A 25,400-nucleotide genomic window follows, 5' to 3' on the forward strand; every position below is an offset into this window, starting at 1 on the left:
GGGACACAGCCTAAATGGAAGGTGGCTAAATAAATCTCTTCCGTGCCGCTTAAGCCGATATCAAGTACATTGGTACCCGCATCCATTAAACCATTGGCCAGGGCCATTTTCAGGCTTTCGCTGGTCAGCCGAACATCGCCGCCCACAACAATCGTTTCCGGCTTTAAAAATTCGCCATAAGCGCGGCCAATACGATATGCAATTTCTTCATTTAATTCCGCGCCAAGCTCACCGCGAATGTCATAAGCTTTAAAACAGGTCAATGCTGCCATGATCTCGTCTGTCCTTACTTACTTGCAAATTGTTCTTTAATCAGAATTAAGTCGTCACCGCCCAGATAGGAGCCTGACTGAATTTCCAGCAGCTCTAACGGAATCTTGCCTAGATTTTCTAAAGTATGCTGATGGCCAATAGGAATAAAGGTCGATTGGTTTTCCGTCAGCAATAAGGTTTTATCCTGAATAGTCACTTTGGCAGTGCCGGATAAAATCACCCAGTGCTCAGTTCGATGATAATGCATCTGTAATTCAAATGATTCGCCCGGCTTTACCGTAATGCGGTTCACGTTGAAACGGCCGGTATTTACTACCAGATCGCAGCGTCCCCATGGCCAGTAAGTTTCACGATGACGGCGATATTCCGTACGGCATTCGCTCTTAAGGAACTCCACTACACGTTTGACGTCCTGAACCTGATCTTTTCGCGCCACCAGCACAGCATCTTTGGTGTTAACAATCACCAGATTTTCCACGCCGATAGCTGCCACTAACTGATCTTCGCTGTTGATGTAGCAATTTTTAGTGTTGTGCAGGAAGGTATCGCCTTTCAGCGAGTTACCGGCTGCATCTTTTTCATTGACTTCCCACAGCGCGGACCAGGATCCGACATCGCTCCAGCCCGCATCCAGCGGCACCACGACAGCTGCGTCCGTTTGCTCCATCACGGCATAATCAACTGACTCATCAGGGCAGGCAATGAATCGTCTTTATCAATGCTAATGAAGTCGTTACCTTCTGCCACGTTCGCCATCGCACGGCGGCAGGCATCAAGAATATCAGGACGGAATTTTTCCAGTTCCTGCAGATAACGTTTAGCGCGGAACATAAACATCCCGCTGTTCCAGTAATATTCACCGGAAGCTCAGATAATCCTGAGCCGTTTTCAGATTCGGCTTTTCAACAAAACGCTGCACTCTAAACGGCGCATGTTCATCACCCGCCAGCTGCTCACCGCGATGAATATAGCCGTAACCGGTTTCAGTTCCGGTTGGCACGATGCCGAAGGTGACCAGATGTCCCTGCTTGGCATATTTCGTTGCGGTGGTGATGGTCTGGTGGAATGCCGCACGGTTCTCAATGACATGGTCGGCGGCTAACACTAACAGCACCGGATCATCGCCTTGCTCAATCGAGTTAATCGCTGCCAGAGCAATCGCCGGCGCCGTGTTGCGACCAACCGGCTCAAGGATGATGTTATGGGAAAGTTTGTTGATCTGACGAAGCTGTTCAGCCGCGAGGAAACGGTGCTCTTCGTTGCAGATGACCAGCGGAGCTCGCGCTTCGACACCGGTCAGGCGGTTGACAGTCTCCTGCAGCATCGAGTGCTGTCCATGCAAGCTGATGAACTGCTTTGGATACAATTCACGTGAAAGGGGCCACAAACGACTGCCGGTTCCTCCGGCCATGATTACGGGAAGTAACATTCCACAACCTCTAATGTGTCTTTTAGACTGCTCTATCATTTCCAGCGGGACAATTTTTCAGCAAAACAAAAAATAGCCACGCTACCGCCCTTGGCTTTCAGCAATCAATATGCTGTGTAACAAGTCAATCCTGTGCTTTCCGTCTCGGCTAATTATGGTCAATATTGCAGCATCAACCGCTTTGTCTGAGACCATCGCAAATAATACATTTTGTGCTGCCGAATTAACATGGTTATTGTCTGATGCCGACGCGGCGAATCTTAATTTCTTTTCATCGTTGCGGTTAACTGCAAGCTACTGAGTCGGAAAGAATATAGCTGGCGATTCGCAGAATGAAAGGCTGCAGCGGGGTTTCACTAAATCAATATGATGAGTTGTGAAGTTGATGCATTGGTCTGGCGCTGATTAGGATTTTTCTGTATCCCGCAAATGAATGCCTGACCAAAAAAACACCAAAGTAAATTATTTGCACATAAAAAAACCCGGCATATGCCGGGTTTTTACTCATTACCTGCTTAATCACTTAAACCCATTCGGATTCTTCGACTGCCAGTTCCAGGTATCGCGCATCATCGCATCGATACCGCGCGTGACGCGCCAGTCGAGCTCTTTGTTGGCTAGGCTGGCATCCGCCCAGAACGCTGGCAGATCGCCGTCGCGGCGTGGCTTGAACTCGGACTGAATCTGTTTACCGGACGCCTGCTCAAACGCCTTGATCATCTCCAGCACTGAGAAGCCTTTGCCGCCGCCGAGGTTGTAAGCTTTGTAGCCTTCAACTTTTGGCAGGTGATCCAGCGCTTTCAGGTGCCCTTCCGCCAGGTCGACGACGTGAATGTAGTCGCGCTGGCAGGTGCCATCTGGCGTAGCGTAGTCATCGCCAAACACGTCCAGCTTGTCCAGACGCCCAATCGCCACCTGCGCAATGTACGGCAGCAGGTTGTTCGGAATACCGGTTGGGTCTTCGCCAATCTCACCGGATTCATGCGCGCCGACCGGGTTGAAGTAGCGCAGCGCGATGGCTTTGAAGTTCGGCTCGGCTTTGGCGAAGTCGCGCATCACGAACTCAATCATCAGCTTGGAGGTGCCGTACGGACTGGTGGTGCCACCAATCGGCGTCGTTTCGACGTATGGAACCGGTGCGTCAGCGCCATACACGGTGGCGGATGAGCTGAAGATAAAGTTCCACACGCCAGCGGCGCGCATCTCTTCCAGCAGCACCACGGTCCCGACGACATTGTTCTCGTAATATTCCAGCGGCATGCGCGTGGATTCGCCCACCGCCTTCAGCGCGGCGAAGTGGATGACGGCCGAGATGTCATTGCTGGCAAACAGATCGCGCAGGCAGGCGCGGTCGCGGATGTCACCTTCAACGAATACCGCTTTCTTACCGGCCAGCTTCTCAACACGATTGATTGCTTCGCGCGAGGCATTGCAAAGGTTATCTAGGACTACAACGTCGTCGCCGCGCTCTAACAGCGCCAGCACCGTATGGGAGCCGATGTACCCTGCTCCGCCCGTTACCAAAATAGCCATGTGTACTCCTTTAAAACCGCGCAACCTGCGCGGCGGGGAAAGAGATTATTTTGCCAGAATTTTTTGGATCGCTTCGCGGAAATCGCGGCCTTGGGTGTTGTTGCGCAGACCGTAAGAGACGAAGGCCTGCATGTAGCCGAGTTTACGGCCGCAGTCGAAACTGGTGCCGGTCAGCAGCTGGGCATCAATCGGTTTTTTCTGGCTCAGGGAGGCGATGGCATCGGTCAGCGGGATACGGCCCCAGGCACCTGGCTCCGTGCGCTCCAGTTCACCCCAGATATCCGCAGAAAGCACGTAACGGCCCACGGCGGTCAGGTCTGAGTTCAGCTCGGACGGATGCTCGGGTTTTTCCACGAAGTTGGTGATGGTGCTGATATCGCCCGGGTTATCCAGCGGCTGCTCGGTGGTCAGCACGCCATATTCAGACAGGTCTTCGCCCGGCATGTGTTTCGCCAGAACCTGGCTGCGGCCGGTCTCTTCGAAGCGTGCCACCATCGCGGCAAGGTTATAACGCAGGTGGTCAGCGGTGGAGTCATCCAGCAGCACGTCTGGCAGTACCACCACAAATGGGTTGTCGCCAATCATCGGACGGGCGCACAGTACCGAGTGGCCAAGACCCAGCGGGTTCGCCTGACGCACGTTCATGATAGTCACGCCCGGCGGACAGATTGACTGCACTTCGCTCAGCAGCTGACGTTTCACGCGCGCTTCAAGCAGCGCTTCCAGCTCGTAGGTGGTATCGAAGTGGTTTTCCACTGCATTTTTGGAAGCATGGGTGACCAGCACAATCTCCTTGATGCCCGCCGCCACGCACTCGTCGACAATGTACTGAATCATTGGTTTATCGACGATAGGCAGCATCTCTTTCGGAATGGCTTTAGTCGCAGGGAGCATATGCATACCGAGACCCGCAACCGGGATTACTGCGTTAAGCTTGGTCATATTTATTCCATTTCATGAAGTGAATACGTGGGGTCGATTATGCAGGATCGGCCGGTTGAGCAAGTATAATCTTTATCTGAAAAACCGGCACTAACTCTCTGTCAACACATAAAAAATCGTCAAAAAGTCCATCTGCCACCCGGCAATGAGGCGGTAAAAAAAAGCGACTAAATGGCTGAAAAACAGCGGAAGGCAGAGTGCAGGGCGATGACCGGTGAGGCCAGTGATTTTTGAGCGGTTAAGCCGGCAATGCGGGAACATCATTGAGGGCGCAGATGTGGGACACAGCAGAAAAGGCTGGCGGCGATTAAGGACGTTATTTTGACCGTTGGCGTGAGGGTCTGGTCGCAAAATAGCGTAATGCCGTTCAGTAACAGCAAATACAAATCGCATAAAATTCGTAGCGGCGCGATTTATCGCGCAATAAATTGCGCCGCTACCAAAAATGCAACGGTTGCTGAACGGTTTCAGAGCTTAACTGACAAACGTGTTGTCACTGCTAACGACCGCCCCCGTCATATCCGCTTACAGCCAGCCCTCAAACCACTCGGGCATCACGAACAGGTTGAAATGATTCACCAGCAGCATCAGGCCGACAAACACCACCGACACCCACTGGCGCGCATACGGCATAAAGCGGATGCCAATCACCGGTTTGATGAAAAAAGGATGCGCGAAGGCGGAGATCAGCACCTGTGAAATCGACAGCGTCAGCGCCACATGAATCACGTTCGGCCAGATCCATGTGGTGGCCAGCACCACCACCACGACCAAGCTGGCGACGATATTCCAGTAGAACTCGACGTTGGTGCGTCCGTTCGCCTGGGAGATCGCGCCGGTCAGGCCGCCCATCGGGCGCAGCATACCGAACAGCAGCATCAGCGGAATCAGGTGATACACCTGCTCGTGCGAAGCGCCATACAGCACACGCACTATCACCGGTGAGAGAATACCAATCGCCAGGTACATCGCACTGCTGAACAGCATGATGACGAAGGTGCCTTTGAGGAACAGTTTTTTCAGCTGCTCGGGATCGTGCTGCTTCTCGGCGAAGCGCGGCAGCGCCAGGCGGTTAATCACCGGCGACACCAGCTTCAGCGGTTGCAGAATCAGCTCTTTCGCCAGTGAGTAAATCCCCAGCATCTCGGCACCCATCACTTTACCGACGATCAGCGCATCTGCCTGGGTACGCAGCTGGTTGATGGTCTGCGAACCCAGCTGATAGATACCGTAACGCACCGCGTTGACAAAGGTTTTGCCGTCGAACTCCCACGTTGGCCGCCACGACTTCTCGCCAAAGTAGATCATGCAGAGAATGCGCGTGAAGGCGTTGATGAACAGCCCGAGAATCGCCGCCGCTACCGTCAGTGAGGTGAAATAGAGCATCGCCACCGTACACAGGAAGGCAAACAGCTTGGTGCCCATCTCAATCTTCGCCAGCGTCACCATGCGTTTGGTTTTCACATAGTGCGCCTGATACTGCGACAGGTGACCGAGCACGAGGAAGTTGAGGCTGGTGAGCATAATCAGCGCCGTCAGCTCCGGCAGATGGTAGAACCACGCCACCGGCCAGGCGATGGCCAGCATGATTAAACCGGTGCAGAAACTCAGCGAGACGTTTACCCAGTAAATGGTGCTCTGCTCACGACGTGTAATCTCCTGACGATGCACGATGTAGCTGCTCATGCCCATGTCCTGCAGCACGGTGGCCACCGCCAGAATGGCGTTGATGATCGCTAGCAAACCCAGCTCGTGCGCTTCCAGCTTGCACGCCAGCACCGCCAAGTGCAGCATCTGCAGCAACGCGGCAAAGCAGGTGCTGCCAAACAGCCACACCGCCTGTTTTTTTAATCCACTCACACCATGCGCTCCAGAATTTTCGCCAGCTCACCGTAAGCGATGTGCTGATTGAACTCGGTTTCCACTTTATGGCGCGCCGCGGCCACCACCGGTGCAACGTCAACGTCGCCGCGCGACAGGCGCAGCAGCGTGTCCGCCAGCTCGTCGGCATCATTTTCCGACACCAGCCAGCCGCTGACGTTATTCTGAATCAGCTCCGGGATGCCGCTGTGGTAGGTGGACACCACCGGCAGGCCGATCGCCATCGCTTCCATCAGCGCCACCGGAATGCCTTCCATATCGCCATCGGCGGCGGTTTTCGACGACAGCAGGAAGATGTCGGCCTCACTCAGCGCCTGACGAATCTCCTCCTGCGGCTTGAAGTCCGGCATGGTCACCATGTCTTCCAGACCGGCACGCGCAATGTGCTCGCGCATCATGCCTTCCTGCTCGTCGTTACCAATGATGGTGAACTGGAACTGACCGCCGTTATCGCGCAGGATTTCACTGGCTTTCACCGCCACGTCCAGCCCTTTTTTCTCGGTCAGACGCGCCACCGAAACGATGCGCAGCGGTTTGTGGAACGCGTCGCGCGGCTGGAAGTTAAACTTCTCCGGCTCAATGCCCATGCGCGTGACATGCACTTTCTCGCGCGGACAGCCCATCTCAATCAGCTTGTTCTCCCACAGATGGCTGATGGGCAGCATCAGTTTGCTCTGTCTGAACAGGTTGACGTAATCCAGCGTGTGCTCTTCGAGAATGTGGCGACGCGAGATGTCAGCGCCGTGGAAAACCGTCGCCTGCTTGCCCTTCAGCACCCCCAGCTCGCGCAGTTTATTCGCCAGCGCACCGGCATAACCGAAGTGCACCAGGAACACATCAGCGGTAAAGGTCTGCCGGGCGTTTGCGACAATGGCCGGCAGCAGCAGTTTTTTCGCCTGCGCACCGTAGCGGCCAAAGTTAAGCGACTTCAGCAGCGCCGGTTTGGCGATTTTCGGCAGCATCAGCCCCGATGCGCTGGGTCAGTTTGTCGAGGTTTGATACCTTCTCTTCCGGCAGCAGATAGTGGGTTTTCGCCGCCAGATTGTACTCATCGAACGCGGCATGACGGTTGATCATGTCGCCCGGAAACACCGAGATGATCTCGACGTCATAGCCGGCATCGATGAAATGCGTCACCTGATTGAGGACAAACGTCTCAGAGGCAACCGGAAAACGCATGGTGAAAAAGGTTAGCTTCATCACTTACCCCAGGACGTTGAGAATTTCTTCGGTGATGCGGTTGCCGATTTCACGCTCCTGCGCCACCGCGGTGTTCACTTTTTGCTTCACGTTGTCGTAATCCGCCAGCACCGTCTGCACTTTGTCGATCAGCGAGCCGTCCATCAGGCTCTGCACGTCGGTGGCCATCTGCGGCAGACCCAACTGGTTCATCACACCGAGCGATTTGTGCTCGTAGTTGATGGCCACGGCTGGCGTGTCGAAGTTCATGGAGATGATTGCCGAGTGCAGGCGCGTGCCGATGGTGAGATGGCAGTGGCTGAGCAGGATGCCGAGCTCCAGGTCGTTGAACTCGTCCATGATCACATGGTAGTGCTCCGGCTGCTCAACGTGGTCGCGCAGCGTCAGCGCCACCATACGGTCATCTTTGGCATAGCTGTCGATGCCGGTACAGGTGGAGAACGCCACCACCTGATAGCCTTCGGCAATCATGGCATTGATTACCCGGCCAAACGCGGCTTCGTACTCTTTCTGCGTGACGCCAAGACGTTTGTCGAACGGTGCCAGCTCACGCACGGTGATGGCGATGGTTTTGCGCGACTGGATGATGTTCTGCCAGTGCAACAGGTTGTGGCTGGGATTCGCCACCTCGCGCGCCTGCACCAGGAATGCGGTATCAACGCCCTTCTTCACCCGGCTGGTGGTCACGCCATCCTGCTTCAGGCGATCGAGGCTGACCTCTTCGCGCAGCACCAGGCTGTCGACGCGGTCAAAAACAAAGTTTGCCAGCGCATTGACGCGCGGGTTTTCGAACGGGCCCACCGAGTGACCGATCATGTGCAGCGGCTTCTTCGCCATCAGTGCGCACAGCGCGTGATCGAACTAGGTGACGCCGTACAGATCGACGAAGAACGAGCCGCTGACCTGAATGATGGCGTCATATTTCGCCAGGCTGCGGGTGAATTCCGTCAGATGCGGCGGCACCGAAAAGGATTTATACACGCCACCTTTGCCGAGGTGCGCCATCATGATGTCCGGCATCAGACGGTTGGCGACTTTGCGCTTCAGGCTGCTGACCAGCCCTTTTGGCGCCTTACTGTTGTGCAGAAACAGCGAATCCTGCTGGATGTGCTGCTGCAGTAAATATCCAGAGCTGGTTGGATAGCGGCTGATGACATCGATATTCAGATCCCCACGCGCGGCCTGCAATGTATCAATCAGTCCACGTAAAATCGCGCCATCCCCACGATTTCCACAGGTATGGTTACCCACCAATAAAATCTTCATAAAAACTCCAGATAAATTTTTGTAATTTTTTACAAGCCGCCAGTTCCACACTGGCTAAGTGAACTCTGTAAGAAAAAACTGCTAATGGGCCAGCGGCCCGAAATTAACGACTGCCTGTTGTGACGTAATTGATACCTGCGACAGGTGTTACATGCGCGATAAATTGCACCGTTATCTGCGTTAAATCCTCACGACTTCAGCGCAAAATACGGCAGCGCCACCTGCTCGCCGTTGATCACCACTGAAACAACCCCCTTCGGCTGGCGCATATCCACCTGTTCGGGCTTCAGCGCGCGCGACGCCAGCAGCAAATCGCCCTGCTCGTTGCCGCCGATCCCGGCTTTACCGTTGTGCAGACTAAAACGCTGTGGGGCCGGCTGGCTGACGCTGGTCGGACTGCCCTGCGCCATGGTGGCGTCAACGCGCGCACAGCGGCCGGTGAGGAACCGGTCTTTGGCGGTGCTCTTAATCAGCACCACCGCCGTCGGCGTCCAGCCCGCTAGTTTGACGAACACTTTGCTATCGGTATCGCTGCGCGCATCGACGCGCACCTCCAGCACCGGCGAACTGCCCTCCGCAGACCAGCTGGCTTCCGCCTTACTGGTTTTCTGCTGCAGATGAATCAACGCGCGACCGCCGGTCTGTTTACCGCCCATCACGTCGAGCAGCGGCTGTTTGTCGCTGCCATTGCTGAACTGCGACTGACCAAACAGCTCGATCTCCCAGCTGTCACCCACGGTTGGCGAGTAAAAATTCCCCAGCTCGAACCAGGTGGCCTGATTAGTGTTGTTGGTCAGACGGAAACGCGAAGTGATGTAGTTGTATTTCAGGCTGCCGTCGATGGCCACGCCGTAAGACTCCACCCGCGTTGAGCCCATCTCCCAGATATTGAGCCAGCGCTCGCCTTCCAGCGAGTTATCGATCCCGTTGCCAGACTGCAGATTGGTCTGGCGCATGTTGAGGCAGGAATTGCGCGCGTTCAGCGGGTTTTTGCAATCTTCCAGGCTCAGCGCATCAATAATCCACTGGCCGTTCGAGATATCGCCGGGGTGCTCGCTGTGCTCAATCCAGCCGTTATGAATGATCGACTGGCTGCAGCGCGGCAGGTTAAGCACCATGCCGCCGGTACAGCGCTGGGCGTTGAAGTTCGACAGCTCAATCGCCGTACTGTGGTCCCACGCACCCTGCTTCTGTCCGGACCAGCTGGCTTTGATCACGTCACCGGTACAGGTGTCGGCGTACCACTGGTCGATTTTGCAGTCCAGCGTATCCAGCAGGCTGATCGAGATGCCGCCGACGCGGTTGAAGCGCAGGCAGGCACCGCGGAAGAACTGGCCGCCCGGACAGGTGTTGCGGAACAGCCCCTGTTTGTTCGGCCGCTTGTCGTTCTGACCGTTGAAGATCAGGTTGGAGATTTCGGTCCAGCGCGCATTCACCTGGAACAGGAATTCGGAACGGCCGTCAGATACCAGCGTGGTCGCCGGGAAATAGCCGAAGTTAACCATCGCGCCGGAAATGCGGAAGAAGCGCTGCTGCTGATCGCCAAAGTCACAGCCGGTCACGAAGAAGGTGCCCGCCGGAAACTGCACGCAGATCTGCTGGTTAGCCTTGAGTGACCACTGATACATGGCTTTGATCGCCGGTGCCGTATCGGTTTTGCCGTCAGCGATGGCGCCGAAGTCAAACAGCGTCAGACGGTTGAAATCTTCCACCACGCGGCGCCAGTAGAATCCGTTGCCGCTGAAAACCACGCCGCCATCATCTTCGCCTTCGCCATACACGCCGACGCCCACTTCCAGCCCTTCGTGCCAGCTTTTCAGCTTGATTTTCGCCCCGGCAAACAGCGGTCGGGTTTTACGCAGTTCTTCAACCGACGGGATTTCGCCGATCAGCTGATAGCCATTCGGCTGCGCCAGGCGCTGGCTGAAGTTGCTGGCATTCGGGCGCGACACGTCGCTGATGGAAAACAGCGTATTGCCCTGGTTATCTTCCACCATCATCGAGTGCGCAGGATTGGCGAGTAACGCTGCATTATCGTGAATAAACTGGGCAAAGTTGCCCTTATTGAGGGCAATTGGCTGGCTCACTTGGGAAACCTTACCGCTGGCGTCGCGCAGATACACCGGAATCTGGTTGCCGGCCTGGCTGGCATCTTTGCCTGCTGCGCCAATCCATAGTTTGCCCTCTAAGTTCTGCCAGAACTGCGGTGGCATGGTATAGACGTTTTCCGGCGTCAGAATCGGCACATCACCCGGCAGGACGCTGGAGGCATCAACCGCTTTCAGCGCCGGCTGACCACTTTTGGCGGCGTAACTGGAAAACGCGCTCACCGACAGCGCGGCAACAATGGAGGAGGCTGCAGTTTGCAAGGACTTCTCTTCTTTTCATGCTAACAATCCCGTGGTCATGGGGCCGCATGGCGGCCGAAAAGGTATCCCCGAGGCACGATAAAAGTGGTTACACCAGCGCCAGCCAGCTCTGTTTGATCTGATTACCGTCAAACTTCAGCGCCGTCTCTTTGGTCTTTTCGCTCATGGCAAAGAACAGGCGATCGTCGCTGGCCAGCTGCTCCATGCGCGCCAGGAAAGTGGCTTTGTCGTTCATTGGCACCAGGAAGCCATCTTCGCCGTGGTTGATGATCTCCTGCGGTCCGGTCGGACAGTCATAGGCCACCACCGGCAGCGACCAGGATTTGGCTTCCAGCAGTACCAGCGGCAGTCCTTCATAACGTGAGGTCATCAGCGCCATGTCGCTGTCGCGATAGTAATCATTGATATTGCTGACTTTGCCGACAAAGTTAACGCTGCCGGTGATGCCCAGCGCCGCAGCCTGATCGTGCAGCTGCTGGCGCAGTTCGCCGTCACCGGCGATCACCAGCTTCCACTCCGGGTGTTTTTTGCTGAAGTCGGCCCAGATATCCAGCAGCAGGTCAAAGCCCTTCTGGTTATCGAGGCGGCCCACCGCCAGCGCCTGACGGCTGCGCGTCTCGCGCTGCCAGGATTTGTACACCACCGGATTAGGGATTTGCTGGCTGGGGATATGCCAGCGGGTGAAGACCTGATGGTCTTTGTCAGTCAGCACGATCACCTGATCGTAGTAGCGCAGCAGCAGCCACTTCAGCAGTTTGATCGGCTTGCTGAACGAGTTGATAGCTATGTGCTCGCAGGCGTAGGCTTTGAAGGTTTTTTTCTTCATTGCCATCAGGTTCCAGAAGGCAAACATCACGCTCAAGCGCCCCATACTGATCAGGAATACGCTGTCGAAGCCCTCCTGATGGATACGCGCCACGGCACTTTTAATCGGGTTGCTGTGACCTTCGAAGCTGACAATCTCTTTCACCCGCTCAAACGGGTAAAAGGTTTTGTCGTGGCCTTCCAGCGAGTAAATGGTGACGGCATGCTCTTCACCGAGGCACTCCGACATAAAGTTGCAGATGTTCTCCGTGCCTGCGTAGGAGTAGGCATCCTTAATAACCAAAACAATCTTTTTCATGAAAATGCTTTCCACTTCAAACAAATGGCGATTTCAATAATCGAGTAGTTTGAGTTGCAGCAAGGCGGCAAGCGGGACCATCGGCAGGAGCTTACTCAGGTAAGTGACTGTGGTGGGCACACGCAGCCAACGCCGCTGCAGCTCAAAGTAAGACGGTTATTAGCGATGCTTAAGGGTGAAAAGAACCCCATTCACCATATACCATATACCATATACCAGCCGTAATAGTAATATATTTTTAAAGGATTGTTTTTATAGATAATTATTAATAATTCGAGGTGCCATTTCGCCGCTTTATTTTTGTTACGCGACAGCGAATCGCCCAGCTCGTAGTAGTTGACCAGCGTCTTCTGGATCACCCGGGCTTGTTTGTAACGGAGGAACAGGAAGTCTTCATGGCCTTTACGCTGGAAGAAGATGCCCTGTGGCGGACAACGGAAACACACCGAGGAGAAGCAGACGCGATACTGCTTTTTCACGAAGTTTTCCTGCTGCAGATAAGGTTTGTTGTAGTTGATGTCGTGATCGGCGGTTTTGGTTTTGTAGTGATAATGGGTGATCACGAAGTCGTCACCGGCGGCGAGCGCCGCGGCCTGCTCGGCCAGTTTCTCCGCGTGCCATTCGTCATCGCTGTCGAGAAACGCAATGATCTCCTCTTTGGCCGCGCGCAAGCCCACGTTGCGCGTTTCCGCCGCGCCGAGGTTGACCTCATTGCTGAGGATAGTGATGCGCGCGTCCTGGCAGTGCTCGCGCACAAAAGCGAGTGAATCATCGGTGGATTTATCATTGACCAAGTAGAGATGCCAGTCGCTGTAGGTCTGATTCACGATCGACTCAACCGCACGCAGCACGGTGTTGCGCGCGTTGTACATCGGCATCACGATACCGATGGTGCCAACATGATTTGTCATTTGTATACCCGGAGTGTCAGGAACCGAAAAAATGCTCCCGCTGCGGGAGCAAGTGAAAGTCATAAATCGATCAGGAAACCGCTCTTCGCCCCGTGAAGCGCGACTTCAGCTTATCGACCAGGCGATTGATGAAGTAGGCACGGTTATCACGGTTGGTGAGGAAGAAGTAGCGCGCAAAACTGACGCTCGCCAGCAGCGAATTGCCATCCATTTTGTAGCGCAGCGGCAGCTTGAACGCTTTGTAGGTATGGATATCGCGCGCCGTCAGGTGCGGCTTCATGGTGTCAAGCCAGAAGAAGGAATACTTCACCGACTCGCCTTTGTGTTTGGAACCAAATTTGGTCACCAGATGGTAGGTCGCCAGCGGTTTGGCGATCATCACAAATTCGTAGCCCATGCGGTCGGCACAGATGCAGAAGTCATAATCCTGATGGCGAATATAGCGCGCATCAAACTGGATTCTGGCGGCATCTTCGCGCTTCAGCACGATGGTACTGGTCTGGATAAAGCCGTAACAGCCAAACAGGTACTCCGCCACGGTCTCATTTTTACCCGGCGGCTGCATCGGCATCACTTTGAGGAAGCTGCCGTCCTGATGAATATTGACCTGGCTGAAGATGACATAGCGCGACTTACCCTGCGCTTCCAGCTTGCGGATGGTATCGCATACTTCCAGCAGCTTGTCCGCGTGCCACTCGTCGTCGGCGTCGAGGAAGCTGATGAAGTCGCCCTGCGCCAGTTCAATACCTTTGTTGCGCGCGCCGGCACCGTTGAGTTTGACCTCAGACAGCTCAAGTTTGATGTCCAGATCCTGATAGCGCTCGCCACGCACCACCTGCGCCAGTTCCGCAGCATCGGCGGATTTGTCATCCACGATGATGACTTCAAAGTTGCGATAGGTTTGCGCTTTGACGCAATCCAGCGTCGTGACAATCGATTTCGACGCGTGATAAACGGGAATTACAATTGAGAAGCGGATGTCCTGCATTGCCAGCACCTCTTAAACAGCTGTTCCAGATTCAACGGTAACGCGAGCGGCCTGTAGAAAGGAATCGGCTTTGTTCTGAAAAATCATGCCGTTAGCATTCTTTTTCAATAAGACTTTTCGTACCGTCACGGAAATACCTAAGATTGTGCTGTGTGTATGTTTGGTGGTGCAAAACGCACCGAAAAAAATCGTTATTTTGTTCGCGGTATAAATTTCACCGCCGCAGTTTTCTGCGGTTAATCACCGCACCTTCCGTAGCGGCGCAATTTGTTGCGCGATAAATCGCGCCGCTACAATACTCTGCGGTGTATCCGCATGTTTTGCAGAGGCACAAGGCATGGCGCTTAGCCAGAGACGCGCCATAAAAAGGGGCGGAAAATCCGCCCCCGATATTGCTTAGCTTTTGCTCTCTTTGCCGTATTCGTAGTTGTAATAGTCGTAGCCATAACCATAGGCATTCGACGCTTTACGGACCACGGCGTTGAGGATGACGCCTTTAATCTCGATACCGTTCTGCGCGAAGCGCTTGTAGCTGACATCCAGCTCTTTAGTGGTGTTGGTTTCGAAATGCGCCACCATCAGCGATGGTACCGGCCAGCTTACCGATGATGGAAGCGTCGGTCACAGCCAGAATCGGCGGCGTATCGATCAGCACCAGGTCATAGTTCTTGCTTGCCCAGTCCAGCAGCTCCTGCATGCGACGATGCATCAGCAGCTCAGACGGGTTCGGTGGCACCTGACCGCGCGGCAGGAAGTCAAAACCGTACATGCCCTTCTGAATCATCGCCGGCGAGAACTCGCTCTTGCCCGACAGCACGTTAGACAGGCCAGTCTTGTTATCCGCACCCAGCAACTCGTGGGTCTAGCCGCGACGCATATCACCATCCATGAACAGCACGCGCTGACCTGCTTTGGATACCAGCGTCGCCAGGTTGGCACAGATAAAGGTATTACCAATACCCGGGCTGGCACCGGTGATCATCAGGATGTTGTTTTTCGCTTCCATCATAGCGAAGTGCAGGCTGGTGCGCAGGCTACGAATCGCTTCGATGGAGAGGTCAGTCGGGTTACCCAGCGCCAGCAGCGTGTTGTGCGGATCCGACTTCTCTTTGCTGCCGCGTCGCGCCAGCGCTTCGGTGTCTTTCTTACGCTGCCACTCGGAGAGCGGTACGCTGGCATAGACGTTCATGCCCAGCTCTTCCAGCTGCTCCGGGTTGTCGATACCGTGGTGGAACAGCGCTTTCAGCAGCACCAGACCAACAATCAGGCCCGCTACAATAATCAGCAGTTTCTTCGGTGCCACCGAGCTGGTGCTGGTTTCGGCACGGTCAATGATGCGCACATCACCCACGGTGCTGGCCTTGCTGATGCCCAGTTCCTGCTGACGGTTCAGCAGCTGCATGTAGATTTCCTGACCGGCCTGCACATCACGCGTCAGACGCAGAATCTCCTGCTGGGTCTGCGGCATGGCCGAGATTTTCTTGTTCAGCTGCGCCTGTTCCGCTTCCAGCGTTTTGCGTTTTTCCAGCAGCGCGCGGTAAGTCGGGTGGTCTTTGGTGAACAGCTGGGAAACTTCGGCTTCACGGAAGGTCAGCTCGTTCAGCTGGCTCTGGACGCTAACGGAAGAGTCGAGCGCCGATTTGGCTTCCAGCGACATGTCCACCGACTCGTTCTGACGACGGAAGGTGTTCAGCTTGTCTTCCACATCGTCCAGCTTGGCACGCACGTTAGGCAGCTGGGTGCGCAGGAATTCGAGGCTCTTCTCCGCCTGCTCAGGCTTACGCTCAACGTTCTGCAGCAGATAGTTGTTGACGATCTGGTTCAGCACGCGGCTCGCCTGATCCTGATCTTCATCCTGGAACTCCAGGCCCAGCACGCCGGTGGTTTTGCCTTTATCGGCGACGGTCAGCGCGCCCAGCACGGTTTTAATCGCCTGCAGGTCGCTCAGCTTGGTGACGCTGAAGCTGGTGCCTTCGTCAGCCTGAATGCCGCTAACCAGCATGGTGACGTCGCCGTGCTGCTCCAGCTGACCCACGCGGCCTTTGAATAGCTCGTCGCCGTCTTTGCTCACGGTATAGGTCTGCGGACCGGTGACTTCCAGCTCAACGGTACGTTTGTCGATGCTGCGCGGAATTTCCAGGCGGGAAATGGCGATCTGCGCCGGCTTGTTGCGCATCAGGCGCGACAGGCCTTTACCGATCACTGGGAAGTAGTTTTGCTGAATTACCGTGTCCAGACCGAGGTCGTTAACGGTTTGACCAATCACCATGCGGGATTCGATGATCTGAATCTCGGTGTCTGATGCTGGCGTGGTCGGAATCACATCCTGTAATTCGTTCAGCACCGAGGCGGTGTTTTTCTGCTCCACCTGCACCATAGCGTCCGCGCTATAGATTGGCGTAGCAAACAGTGTGTAGAGCGTTGCCATCAGCATAAAGAAAGCGGTGACCGCCACGATGATCCAGCGATGATCGATCAGCTGTCCCACAAGATGCGCCAGATCCCATCCATTCGAATCTTCTTTTGGCGCAGTCATAACCTTGTTTTTGATATTCATGGATATTCCCAACTATCGGCTTAGTACGTTAACCCATTTCTGGGTAGCGTTTTCCAGTAACCCGTAAACCTCTTCAAAGGCCTCACGGCTTTTTTTGTACGGATCCGCAATTTCCTGTTGGTTAAGCCAGTGGCCCAGCAGCATGGTCTTCCCCCGCGCGGCCGGATCGATGCGATTCACCTGCTCAACGTGGCGCTTCTCCATTACCAGAATCAGGTCAAAGTCACGGCACATGCTGGCCGTTAACTGCTGAGCCTCATGACGTCCAGCGAGACGCCATGTTCAGCGGCGACGGCGCTGGCCGTCTTATCCGCCGGATGGCCCTTCAAGGCGCCAAGACCGGCAGAGGCGATACGGGTGTGTGGAACTGCGCGTTTAAACAGACGCTCCCCGGTGGGGGAGCGGCAAATGTTGCCGACGCAGACGACTAACACTGACTTAATCATGGTAAAACCTTAGTCCGACCAGTTGCGGAAACGCAGCGCTGCGGAGCTTGCATCGTCGATACCAACGATGGTCGGCAGCAGCCCGGAAATCACGCGGTTCCAGCGGGTGATTGGTGTTGCGGTGACGTAGACAATGTCGTACGGCTCCAGTTGGAATTCGGTGCCCATCACCATCGACGCCGCATCTTTGGTGTTCAGCTGATAGATGTTGGCGATCTTGGTGCGGTTAGCACCGCGAATCGGACGAATCACGAACACGCCGGTGGCGTCAGAGGTAGTTTGATCCATGCCCTGTGCGTTACCCAGCGCTTCAGCCAGCGTCATGCCGCTGCGGTCCATCTTCAGCGTGGTCTGCTGTTTCACTTCGCCCATTACGAAGATCTTCAGATCGTCGTTACGCGGTACGTAAAGGATATCGCCCGGATAGAGCAGATGGTTCTGGCTCAGGTCGCCGTTTTGCATCAGTGCCTGCAGCGAAATGCGCTGCTCGCGGCCGTTGTGCGTCAGCACCACGTTGCGCCAGTCGGCGTCGGCGGCAAGGCCACCCGCGGCGTTCACCGCATCCAGCACGGTCAGCGGCACGTTGGTGATCGGCTGCTGGCCGGACGTGGTGACCGAACCGGTAACGTAGGCTTTCTGCGAACGGAACGCTGCCACGTTGACATCCACCTGCGGACTTTCAATGAACTGCGCCAGACGACGCGCGATTTCACTGCGGATTTCCGTCACGGTGCGGCCTGCAACGCGCACTTTACCTATGTACGGATAGAAGATGGTACCGTCTGCCTGCACCCAGTTACCGGTGTCGCTGGCGCTACGGTACTGACCGGCCGGCGTGGTCAGCTCAGGGTGATCCCATACGGTGACGTTCAGTACGTCGCCGATGCCAACGCGGTATTGATAGCTCTGAATCTCGTTCTGCAGCAGCGGGTTAGCCTGAGCAACCATCGGCTTCGGACGCATCTGTTCAACCAGACGCGGCGTCAGAGGGAAGACGTTAACGTATTTGTCGATGTCAAAATTGCTATCCTGTTGCTCAATGACATCTTTTCCGCTATTGGAAAGGTGCGAACCTGGTTCGATGGTGCACCCGGAGAGGAAAGTCGCGGATACCAGTAACGGTATCAATTTAGTTTTCATTATCATCTGGTTCTTCGCTATCAGTTAATGATTAACAGAGGCGAAAACGCCGCTGTGTAAGCGTCTAACAAAAATAAAGGCAAGGAATTAAACACTGAAACTGAGGTTCATTATCATTAGCTCCCTGGTTTATGTTGTCATCCTGGTTGCAGACGACTTCAATTAAAGTGGGTTATCGTTAAGCGGCTTAATAACCCGCTCTGTTCGGGCTCGATAATGGCAGTTATCAGTTACAGACACTCCCAGCACCGGCAGTTATCAGGCGGGAACGTTAATTCGTCCCCTGCCCTTGCTGTCTATCAATAAGCGCCGTCGCGTTTGAGTACCACGCCGACCGTCTTAAACAGAATCGCGATGTCATTCCACAGCGACCAGTTTTTGACATACCACGAATCGAAATAGACGCGCGTCTCATAGTCAACGTCGTTACGACCGCTGACCTGCCACAATCCCGTCATGCCTGGCTTTACCATCAGGTAATAATCAACATCACCGGCATAACGGCAGAGTTCATCTTCAATCACCGGGCGCGGGCCAACGAGGCTCATGTCACCGCGCACTACGTTCCACAGCTGCGGCAGCTCATCTAGGCTGGTTTTACGGATGAAATGACCGACTTTAGTAATACGTGGATCGTTTTTCAGTTTGAAATCTTTGTCCCATTCAGCGCGGGCCACCGGGTCGGTGCGCAGCACCTCTTCCAGCACCGCCTTCGAGTTAATCACCATCGAGCGGAACTTCAGGCACTTAAACTTGCGGCCATTGAGACCCACACGTTCGTGACCGTAAATGGGGTGGTCCGCTATCACGGCCAACCATGAAGCCGAGCACCAGCAGCGCAGGCGACAGCGCGATGATGATACTGAGCGCGCCGACGATATCGAATGCCCGCTTCAGGACACGCGAGGTGCGTTTCGCCAGGTTGTTATTCACACGCAGAATCATCACTTCATGGCTGAAGATGTAAGCCATATCGGTGCCGTACAGCGGTACGCCGCGCAACGTCGGGATAACCGAGACCGAGCGACAGTTATGCATCGCCAGCATTTTCAGCCAGCGGTCGCGGTGCTGACTCTGCTCAAACTCAACCGCGACGATAAACTGGGTTTCGCTGTTGGTCAGCTGCCACAGCTCCTGCTCGTTATGCAGCACCGGTACACCGGAGATGCTGGCCTGCGGGCAGCTGCCATCGACGTCGAAGAAGGCGATCACATCAAAGCCCATCACCTCTTCGCTCTGCAGCGCCTGCCAGGCTTCCTGCGCGTTACGGTTGCTGCCAATAATGATGGTTTGCTTTTTCCACATACCGAAATGATTCAGTACGCGTTTGGAAATAGCGCGCGCCAGCGGAATCAGCACCAGCGCTAAAATCCACGTTAATACCCAGACAAAACGGGACATCTGCCATTGTGACAATGCTGAAATTGACAAATCGATGACAGAGAAAATGAGAATGGTACGAAAGATCTCTTTCAGCTCAAACCAGAAGGGTTTGCGATAGGTATAATGACGCAGGCGAACCCAGAACCAGCCTGTACAAATTAAGGACAGACAGACATGGGTGGCGATTTTTAAGTTAAGGTCTTTTTCAGAAATATCTGCCAGTGGAGAATCGGCGAACGAATTAATCAGCGCGAGTGCAATAAACAATGCCGCGTTGAAACAAATTAAATCCGAGCACGCCAGTAAAATTTTTGTCAGAAGACTTTTATATGTAAATTCATTATCGCGCATATTTGACTCTTTTATTTTATTTCCCTTAATCCCTAACGCCTTAAGCCTGAGTAATTAATGAGCGATGCACTAACTAAACCAGCGAGACAAACTGCGGCGAACTCCCCGGCATTTAGGCCAATTCTTTTTCCAGTTAAGCAAGAAAATTGTGATAAATACCAAAAGATTAGTCTGACTTCCTTTTGCCGCAAGGCCAGACAATTCTTAACCTGTGAAAAGCACGTCAGGCACGCTACCGCCCTTGGCTGTCGCTGCCAATACCGCTTACAACACCCTATTTTTTGTCCGCGCTTTGTCGCCACGCCGGGAAATACCCGCCTTAACCCGTGCACGATCACAATTCACAACATTAAGAAGCTAAACAGCGCGCTATTAACAATATTGGCGCAGACATTTACTAACACGTTGCTATACTAGTTATTACTGGCTTGTTTACAAGTAGGCCCCGTCTTCCCTGCACTATTTTAGGAAAAAGACTACCAGTCATAAGTATTGATGCCAGCCCCGCCAGGCAATTTCACGCCAAAATTCAGAATAATTCGATACCCGCCTTCAGATTAGTCGCATTAAAAATGTACGCTTTTGCCGCTGGATAAGAATAAATAGTGGTCTTCATCCACACAGGATGTTTATCCATACTTTTCACTTATCGCCCGGCTGAACAAGGTAAGATTAATCCCAATAAGCCGCCAGCCCGCGACATCCGCGCGGCCGGGGCGTATTTGTACCCTGTCTGACGATTAACTATCATCAGACTAAACTCATTTTTAGACATTATGGTGATGAAAGTATGTGGGAGTGGATCATCGATCCGTCGCTCTGGGCAGGATTAGTCACGCTAATCGTTCTTGAGCTGGTGCTGGGTATTGATAACCTGGTTTTCATCGCCATCCTGGTGGAGAAGCTGCCACCGACGCTGCGCGACCGCGCGCGGGTGCTCGGCCTGCTGCTGGCGCTGGTATCACGGCTGGTGCTGCTGGCGTCGCTGTCTTGGCTGGTTACGCTGACCCAACCGCTGTTCACCCTCTTCCAGCACAGCTTCAGCGCACGTAACCTGCTGCTGCTGGGCGGCGGTATCTTCCTGTTGTTTAAAGCCACGACCGAACTGAACGCCTGGCTGGAGGGCAGCGACGAGGAATCGGGTCAAAATAACAGCGGTGCTAAATTCTGGCCGGTGGTGGCGCAAGTCGTGGTGCTGGACGCCATCTTTTCACTCGATGCCGTCATTACCGCCGTCGGTATGGTCAATGACCTGCCGGTGATGATGATCGCCGTGACCATCGCCATCCTGTTAATGCTGCTGGCCAGCAAGCCGCTGACGCGCTTCGTTAATGGCCATCCCACCATTGTGATTCTCTGCCTGAGCTTTCTGCTGATGATCGGCTTTAGTCTGGTGGCAGAGGGTTTCAGCTTCGTCATCCCGAAAGGCTATCTATACGCGGCCATTGGCTTCTCGATTGTGATTGAGATCTTTAATCAGCTGGCGCTGTTTAATCGCCGCCGTTTTCTTACCGCCGGACGGCCGCTGCGCCAGCGCACCGCCGAAGCCGTGCTGCGCATTCTGCGCGGTGAAGCGCAGCGCGCCGATCTGGATGCCGACACGGCATCGCTGCTGAGTGATAACCAGGGCGCAGCGCTGTTTAACCGTCAGGAGCGGCACATGATCATGCGCGTGCTGGGTCTGGGTCAGCGCCAAATCAACAGCATCATGACGTCACGCCATGACGTCGAGCACATTGATCTGAGCGAAGACCCGCAGTCCATCATGGATAAACTCGACCGCAACCAGCATACGCGCCTGCTGATCACCGAACAGGGGCGCGAGCCGCTGGTGTTTCCCGAGCGCGTCACCCTGCTGCAGGCGCTGGAGCAGTTTCGCCATGCGCGCACCCATTTTGCCTTTGTGGTGGATGAGTTTGGTTCGGTGGAAAGTGTGGTGACGCTGAGCGATGTAATGGAGACCATCGCCGGCAACCTGCCAAATGAAGGGGAAGAGATTGATGCCCGTTACGATATTCAGCCCGCGGAGCATGGCGGCTGGATCGCCAACGGCCATATGCCGCTGGAAGATTTAGCGCTGTACGTGGCGCTGCCGCTCGACGAGAGGCGCAATTACCATACGCTGGCGGGATTGCTGATGGATAGCCTGCAGCACGTGCCGGCCGAAGGTGAGGAGTTGCGCGTCGGGGATTACCTGCTGCGCACCCTGCAGGTGGAGAACCATCGGGTGCAAAAAGTAGAGATTGTGCCGGTCGCGCCCGCACCGTTTATTTAACCCGGCGCCGGGGGGTGATTCATCGCGTAATGCTTATCTGGTCGCCATGAATGGCGACCCTACACGGAAAGCATCCGTTTTTGTAGGGTGCGCATTGATGCGCACCGGCATCTGGCTTTATTGCCGCGGTGCAGACTTCTGGCTATCCAGCCACTGATTAAGGCGCGTTTTTGCTTCGCCCTGCAACTGCTGGCGCACCACGTCATCCACCGGCAGCGAATACTTCAGATTGCCCCAGCTGCCGTACATGCGCAGCGGAATCGGCTGGCCGTTGAGTACTTTCGCCAGCCGGTCGTCGCCCTGCCAGCCGCGCAGAATCATATTAATGGTGACATCCAGTTGCTGCTTCACCACATCCACGTTGCCGTGGGTTTGCAGCGCCAGCCGGCTGCTGCCGCCCTGCAGGTCCGGCAGCGTGACGTTGCCCTGCTTCAGGCTGATGCGACCGCTTAACTGTTCAATTCCCTGATCATCCGGCTGATCGTTACTGACGCGATTGCTGACGCGCGCCACGGCGCGGCGCACCATCTGCTGCAAATTCAGCTGCGCCAGCTGCAGATTAGTCGCTTCGAGTTCTGCATTGCCCTGCCAGTTCTGTTTCACCTCCGCCACGCTTAGCCCGGCACCGCTGATTTCGCCCTTGAGCGAGACCGTGCCCTGCAGCGAAGCCGGCAGTTCCAGTGCTTTTAGCAGCGGCGCGATGGCAATGCTGCTCAGCTCCGGCTGAAACGCCACCTGAGTGACCGACTGACGAATATCCACCGAGCCGGGAATGGAAAAGTGGCCGTCACCAAATTTGCCCTGCAGCTTGTTGAGTGTCAGCAGCCCCTGCTGATTGCGGGCGTCAATTTGCAGATTGCTGAGCGTCAGACCGCGCCACACGCTGCTGTCGGCGTCAAGCGTCAGCTGCAAATCCATGCTGTTGAGCGGCGAGTCGGCATTATTGTGCGCGCGCGGCTCAGCGATCACCGGCGTACGCATCACGTTAGCCTGCTGCGTGGTGCTGTTATCACTGACGGGCGCGCTGGCCATCAGATTATCCAGATTAAGCGAGGTCGCGTGCAGCGCGAGGTTGAGCTGCTGCGGCAGGGCCAGCCGGCCCTCAGCGCTGCCCTCAAGGGCGCTGTCGTTCGCGGTTAACTGCAGCTTATTCAGCGCAAACTGCTGCTGGTCGCCATCCCACTGCGCCTGCTCGCTCAGCGTGCCCTTGATGCTCTGCGGCGGCAGGTTAGCGCCGTCCAGCGTGTACTCCAGTTCATCCAGCTGGCCGCTGATACGGTGCGGATAGTGCGCCACGTTCATCTGCCCTTTCAGGTTCAGGCTGAGATTGCGCTGATTGCGCGACACGCGTGTCGACAGATCAACGCTGGCCTGCCGGTTATCGTCCTGATTCAGATTGAGGTTGAGATCGCGGAAGTTGTACTCGTCACCGCCCGGCTGCTGCCAGATGAGCAGGCTATCGGCGATGCGCAGTTTACTGATGTTAAAGGTCCAGCCGTTGCTGGCGGCGATGCCAGGTTCACTGTCGCCCGGCTCAATCGGCGCGCCCTGCGGTTTCTGCACCGCGCTGTCCGACGTGGCGCGAATAATAGCGTTTTTCAGCATCACCTGGCTGACGCTCAGCTAATGCTACAGCAGCGGCCACAGATTGACATCCAGACGCATATTATCGGCGGTCACCATCGGCTGGCTGGCACCGGGCGCGGTCAGACTCATGCGGCCCGCCAGAATGCTGAGCTGCGGCCAGACGTGCCAGCGCAGGTCGCCGCTCACTTCAAGCTGATAACCACTGCGCTGTTTTACCTGCTGTACCATATAGGTACGAAAGTCGTTGGGATTGACCAGCAACACCAGTGCCGTCATGCCCGCTACGACCACCACTAACAGGATGACCAGCGTGGTTATCAGTCTTCTCATTGCATCCTCATCACCGTCAGATTTCAGGCCGCTGCCGCGAAATCACTCCAGGAGAAACGTTAGTCTTTATCAATACGGCTGGCGTCAGCGCCCTGCTGCCCGCGATATTTGGCGTCTTCGCGGCGATTGTAAGGACGCGCCGCCGGCCCGGACAGCGGTTCAAAGCTCAGTGCGCCAATCAGCATGCCGGGACGCAGCGCCAGCGGCAGCTTGCCGGAGTTGTAAAACTCCAGCACGATACGGCCCTGCCAGCCCGGATCGATACGGTGCGCGGTAACGTGCACCATCAGTCCGAGGCGCGCCAGTGACGAGCGGCCATCCAGCCAGCCCACCAGATCGTCGGGGATGGTGACGGATTCCAGCGTCACCGCCAGCGCCAGTTCACCTGGATGCAGAAAGAACGCTTCGCCTTCCGGCAGCACAATCTCATCGCTCATCACGCGATCCAGCGCCGCGCTCACTTCATGCTTTGGACCACTCAAATCTATAAACGGTGCGGTGTGGCCGCTAAAGGTACGGAACTGGTTACCGAGGCGCACATCCACGGTAGCACCGTTGATGCGCTCAACCGGCGGACGGGGATCGATGGCCAGCTTGCCGCTGTCCAGCCAGCTTTCAATATCGCGATCGCATAATCTCATCGCAGAAACTCCATGATTTAAGTGTAACGAAAGGCTGTCAGGTTGTGACAAACCGTTCGCGTCACGTCTATCCGGACGCACGGTGTCCCACTCCGGTCCAGCTGAACCGAACGAGCGTCGTCAAAGGTACTGGTTAATTTTGGCCTTGAGGATATCAATGGCGATGCGGTTTTTACCACCGCGCGGCACAATGATGTCGGCATACTGCTTGGAAGGCTCAATAAACTGCAGGAACATCGGGCGTACGGTCTTTTGGTACTGGCTCATCACCGAGTCCATCGAGCGCCCGCGCTCGTTGACGTCACGCTTCATACGGCGCATCAGGCAGATATCCAGCGGGGTATCAACGAAGATCGAGAAGTTAAGCTCCTGGCGCAGTCGTGCATCGGTCAGCAGCAGAATCCCTTCCAGAATAATCACTTTCTTCGGCTTCAGGTGAATACACTCGTCGGTGCGGGTGTGCTCAACGTAGCTGTAAACCGGCAGGTCGATATCTTCGCCGGCCTTCAGCGCGCGCAGATGCTGCAACAGCAAATCGTGGTCCATCGCGCTCGGATGGTCGTAGTTGGTTTTCACCCTCTCTTCCATGGTGAGGTGGCTTTGATCTTTATAGTAGGCATCTTCGGGGATCACACCGATATGCTCGTCACCGACCTGGTCACGGATTTCACGATAGAGCGTGCTGGCAATAAGACTTTTTCCGGATGCGGATGCACCTGCAATGCCAACGATCACGCACTGATGAGACTTGTCAGTCATACTTTTTTAAGACCTG

Annotated in this window: 9 protein-coding genes and 10 pseudogenes; 1 reads left to right on the forward strand and 18 read right to left on the reverse strand. The window is 55.2% G+C overall.

Annotated features, from left to right (window positions below; translation table 11 throughout):
* Nucleotides 1-8: 8 nt before the first annotated feature.
* The 15 genes and pseudogenes from AC6I8M_RS14700 to wbaP form a co-directional block, all read right to left on the reverse strand.
* Nucleotides 9-272: pseudogene (locus AC6I8M_RS14700) on the reverse strand (phosphomannomutase CpsG); the annotation flags it as partial.
* A 14-nt stretch (nt 273-286) separates the two neighbouring features.
* Nucleotides 287-1,702, reverse strand: a pseudogene (locus tag AC6I8M_RS14705) (mannose-1-phosphate guanylyltransferase/mannose-6-phosphate isomerase).
* A 519-nt stretch (nt 1,703-2,221) separates the two neighbouring features.
* The gene (gene galE / locus AC6I8M_RS14710; RefSeq protein ID WP_010618365.1) at nt 2,222-3,235 is read right to left on the reverse strand and encodes a UDP-glucose 4-epimerase GalE; all 1,014 of its coding nucleotides are present in this window, start codon (nt 3,233-3,235) and stop codon (nt 2,222-2,224) included.
* Between the two features lie 45 nt (nt 3,236-3,280).
* Nucleotides 3,281-4,177 carry a UTP--glucose-1-phosphate uridylyltransferase GalF gene (galF, locus tag AC6I8M_RS14715; RefSeq protein ID WP_010618364.1) on the reverse strand — a complete coding sequence of 299 codons (897 nt, stop codon included), beginning with the start codon at nt 4,175-4,177 and terminating at the stop codon, nt 3,281-3,283.
* 525 nt (nt 4,178-4,702) lie between these two features.
* Nucleotides 4,703-6,037: an MOP flippase family protein gene (locus AC6I8M_RS14720; protein ID WP_010618363.1), complete on the reverse strand. Its 1,335-nt coding sequence runs from the start codon at nt 6,035-6,037 to the stop codon at nt 4,703-4,705.
* Nucleotides 6,034-7,258, reverse strand: a pseudogene (locus AC6I8M_RS14725) (glycosyltransferase). Before AC6I8M_RS14725 ends, AC6I8M_RS14720 begins: the two are co-directional and overlap by 4 nt.
* 3 nt (nt 7,259-7,261) lie before the next feature.
* A pseudogene (gene wcaK, locus AC6I8M_RS14730) lies at nt 7,262-8,524 on the reverse strand (colanic acid biosynthesis pyruvyl transferase WcaK).
* Nucleotides 8,525-8,712: 188 nt separating this feature from the next.
* Nucleotides 8,713-10,912: pseudogene (locus tag AC6I8M_RS14735) on the reverse strand (phage tailspike protein).
* A 69-nt stretch (nt 10,913-10,981) separates the two neighbouring features.
* A complete protein-coding gene (locus tag AC6I8M_RS14740; protein WP_010618361.1) occupies nt 10,982-12,016 on the reverse strand; it encodes a glycosyltransferase in 1,035 nt (344 codons plus the stop codon).
* Nucleotides 12,017-12,175: 159 nt separating this feature from the next.
* Nucleotides 12,176-12,927 (reverse strand): annotated as a pseudogene (locus AC6I8M_RS14745) (glycosyltransferase family 2 protein).
* 70 nt (nt 12,928-12,997) lie between these two features.
* Nucleotides 12,998-13,915, reverse strand: a complete 918-nt coding sequence (locus AC6I8M_RS14750) for a glycosyltransferase family 2 protein (RefSeq protein WP_010618359.1) — start codon at nt 13,913-13,915, stop codon at nt 12,998-13,000.
* A gap of 396 nt (nt 13,916-14,311) precedes the next feature.
* A pseudogene (locus AC6I8M_RS14755) lies at nt 14,312-16,472 on the reverse strand (polysaccharide biosynthesis tyrosine autokinase).
* A gap of 12 nt (nt 16,473-16,484) precedes the next feature.
* Nucleotides 16,485-16,918: pseudogene (locus tag AC6I8M_RS14760) on the reverse strand (arsenate reductase/protein-tyrosine-phosphatase family protein).
* A 9-nt stretch (nt 16,919-16,927) separates the two neighbouring features.
* A complete protein-coding gene (locus AC6I8M_RS14765) occupies nt 16,928-18,058 on the reverse strand; it encodes a polysaccharide export protein (RefSeq protein WP_010618356.1) in 1,131 nt (376 codons plus the stop codon).
* A gap of 299 nt (nt 18,059-18,357) precedes the next feature.
* Nucleotides 18,358-19,792 (reverse strand): annotated as a pseudogene (wbaP, locus tag AC6I8M_RS14770) (undecaprenyl-phosphate galactose phosphotransferase WbaP).
* A 790-nt stretch (nt 19,793-20,582) separates the two neighbouring features.
* Between wbaP and AC6I8M_RS14775 the strand changes: the two are divergent.
* Entirely contained in the window at nt 20,583-22,067 is a 1,485-nt protein-coding gene (locus AC6I8M_RS14775) for a TerC family protein (protein ID WP_010618355.1), read from the forward strand.
* Between the two features lie 117 nt (nt 22,068-22,184).
* Here AC6I8M_RS14775 and asmA read toward each other — a convergent pair.
* From asmA to udk, 3 genes and pseudogenes are all read right to left on the reverse strand, one after another.
* Nucleotides 22,185-23,984, reverse strand: a pseudogene (gene asmA, locus AC6I8M_RS14780) (outer membrane assembly protein AsmA).
* Between the two features lie 59 nt (nt 23,985-24,043).
* The gene (gene dcd / locus AC6I8M_RS14785) at nt 24,044-24,625 is read right to left on the reverse strand and encodes a dCTP deaminase (RefSeq protein ID WP_021509321.1); all 582 of its coding nucleotides are present in this window, start codon (nt 24,623-24,625) and stop codon (nt 24,044-24,046) included.
* Between the two features lie 120 nt (nt 24,626-24,745).
* Entirely contained in the window at nt 24,746-25,384 is a 639-nt protein-coding gene (gene udk / locus AC6I8M_RS14790; RefSeq protein ID WP_010615887.1) for a uridine kinase, read from the reverse strand.
* Between the last annotated feature and the right edge of the window lie 16 nt (nt 25,385-25,400).

Source organism: Type-A symbiont of Plautia stali (assembly GCF_059731155.1).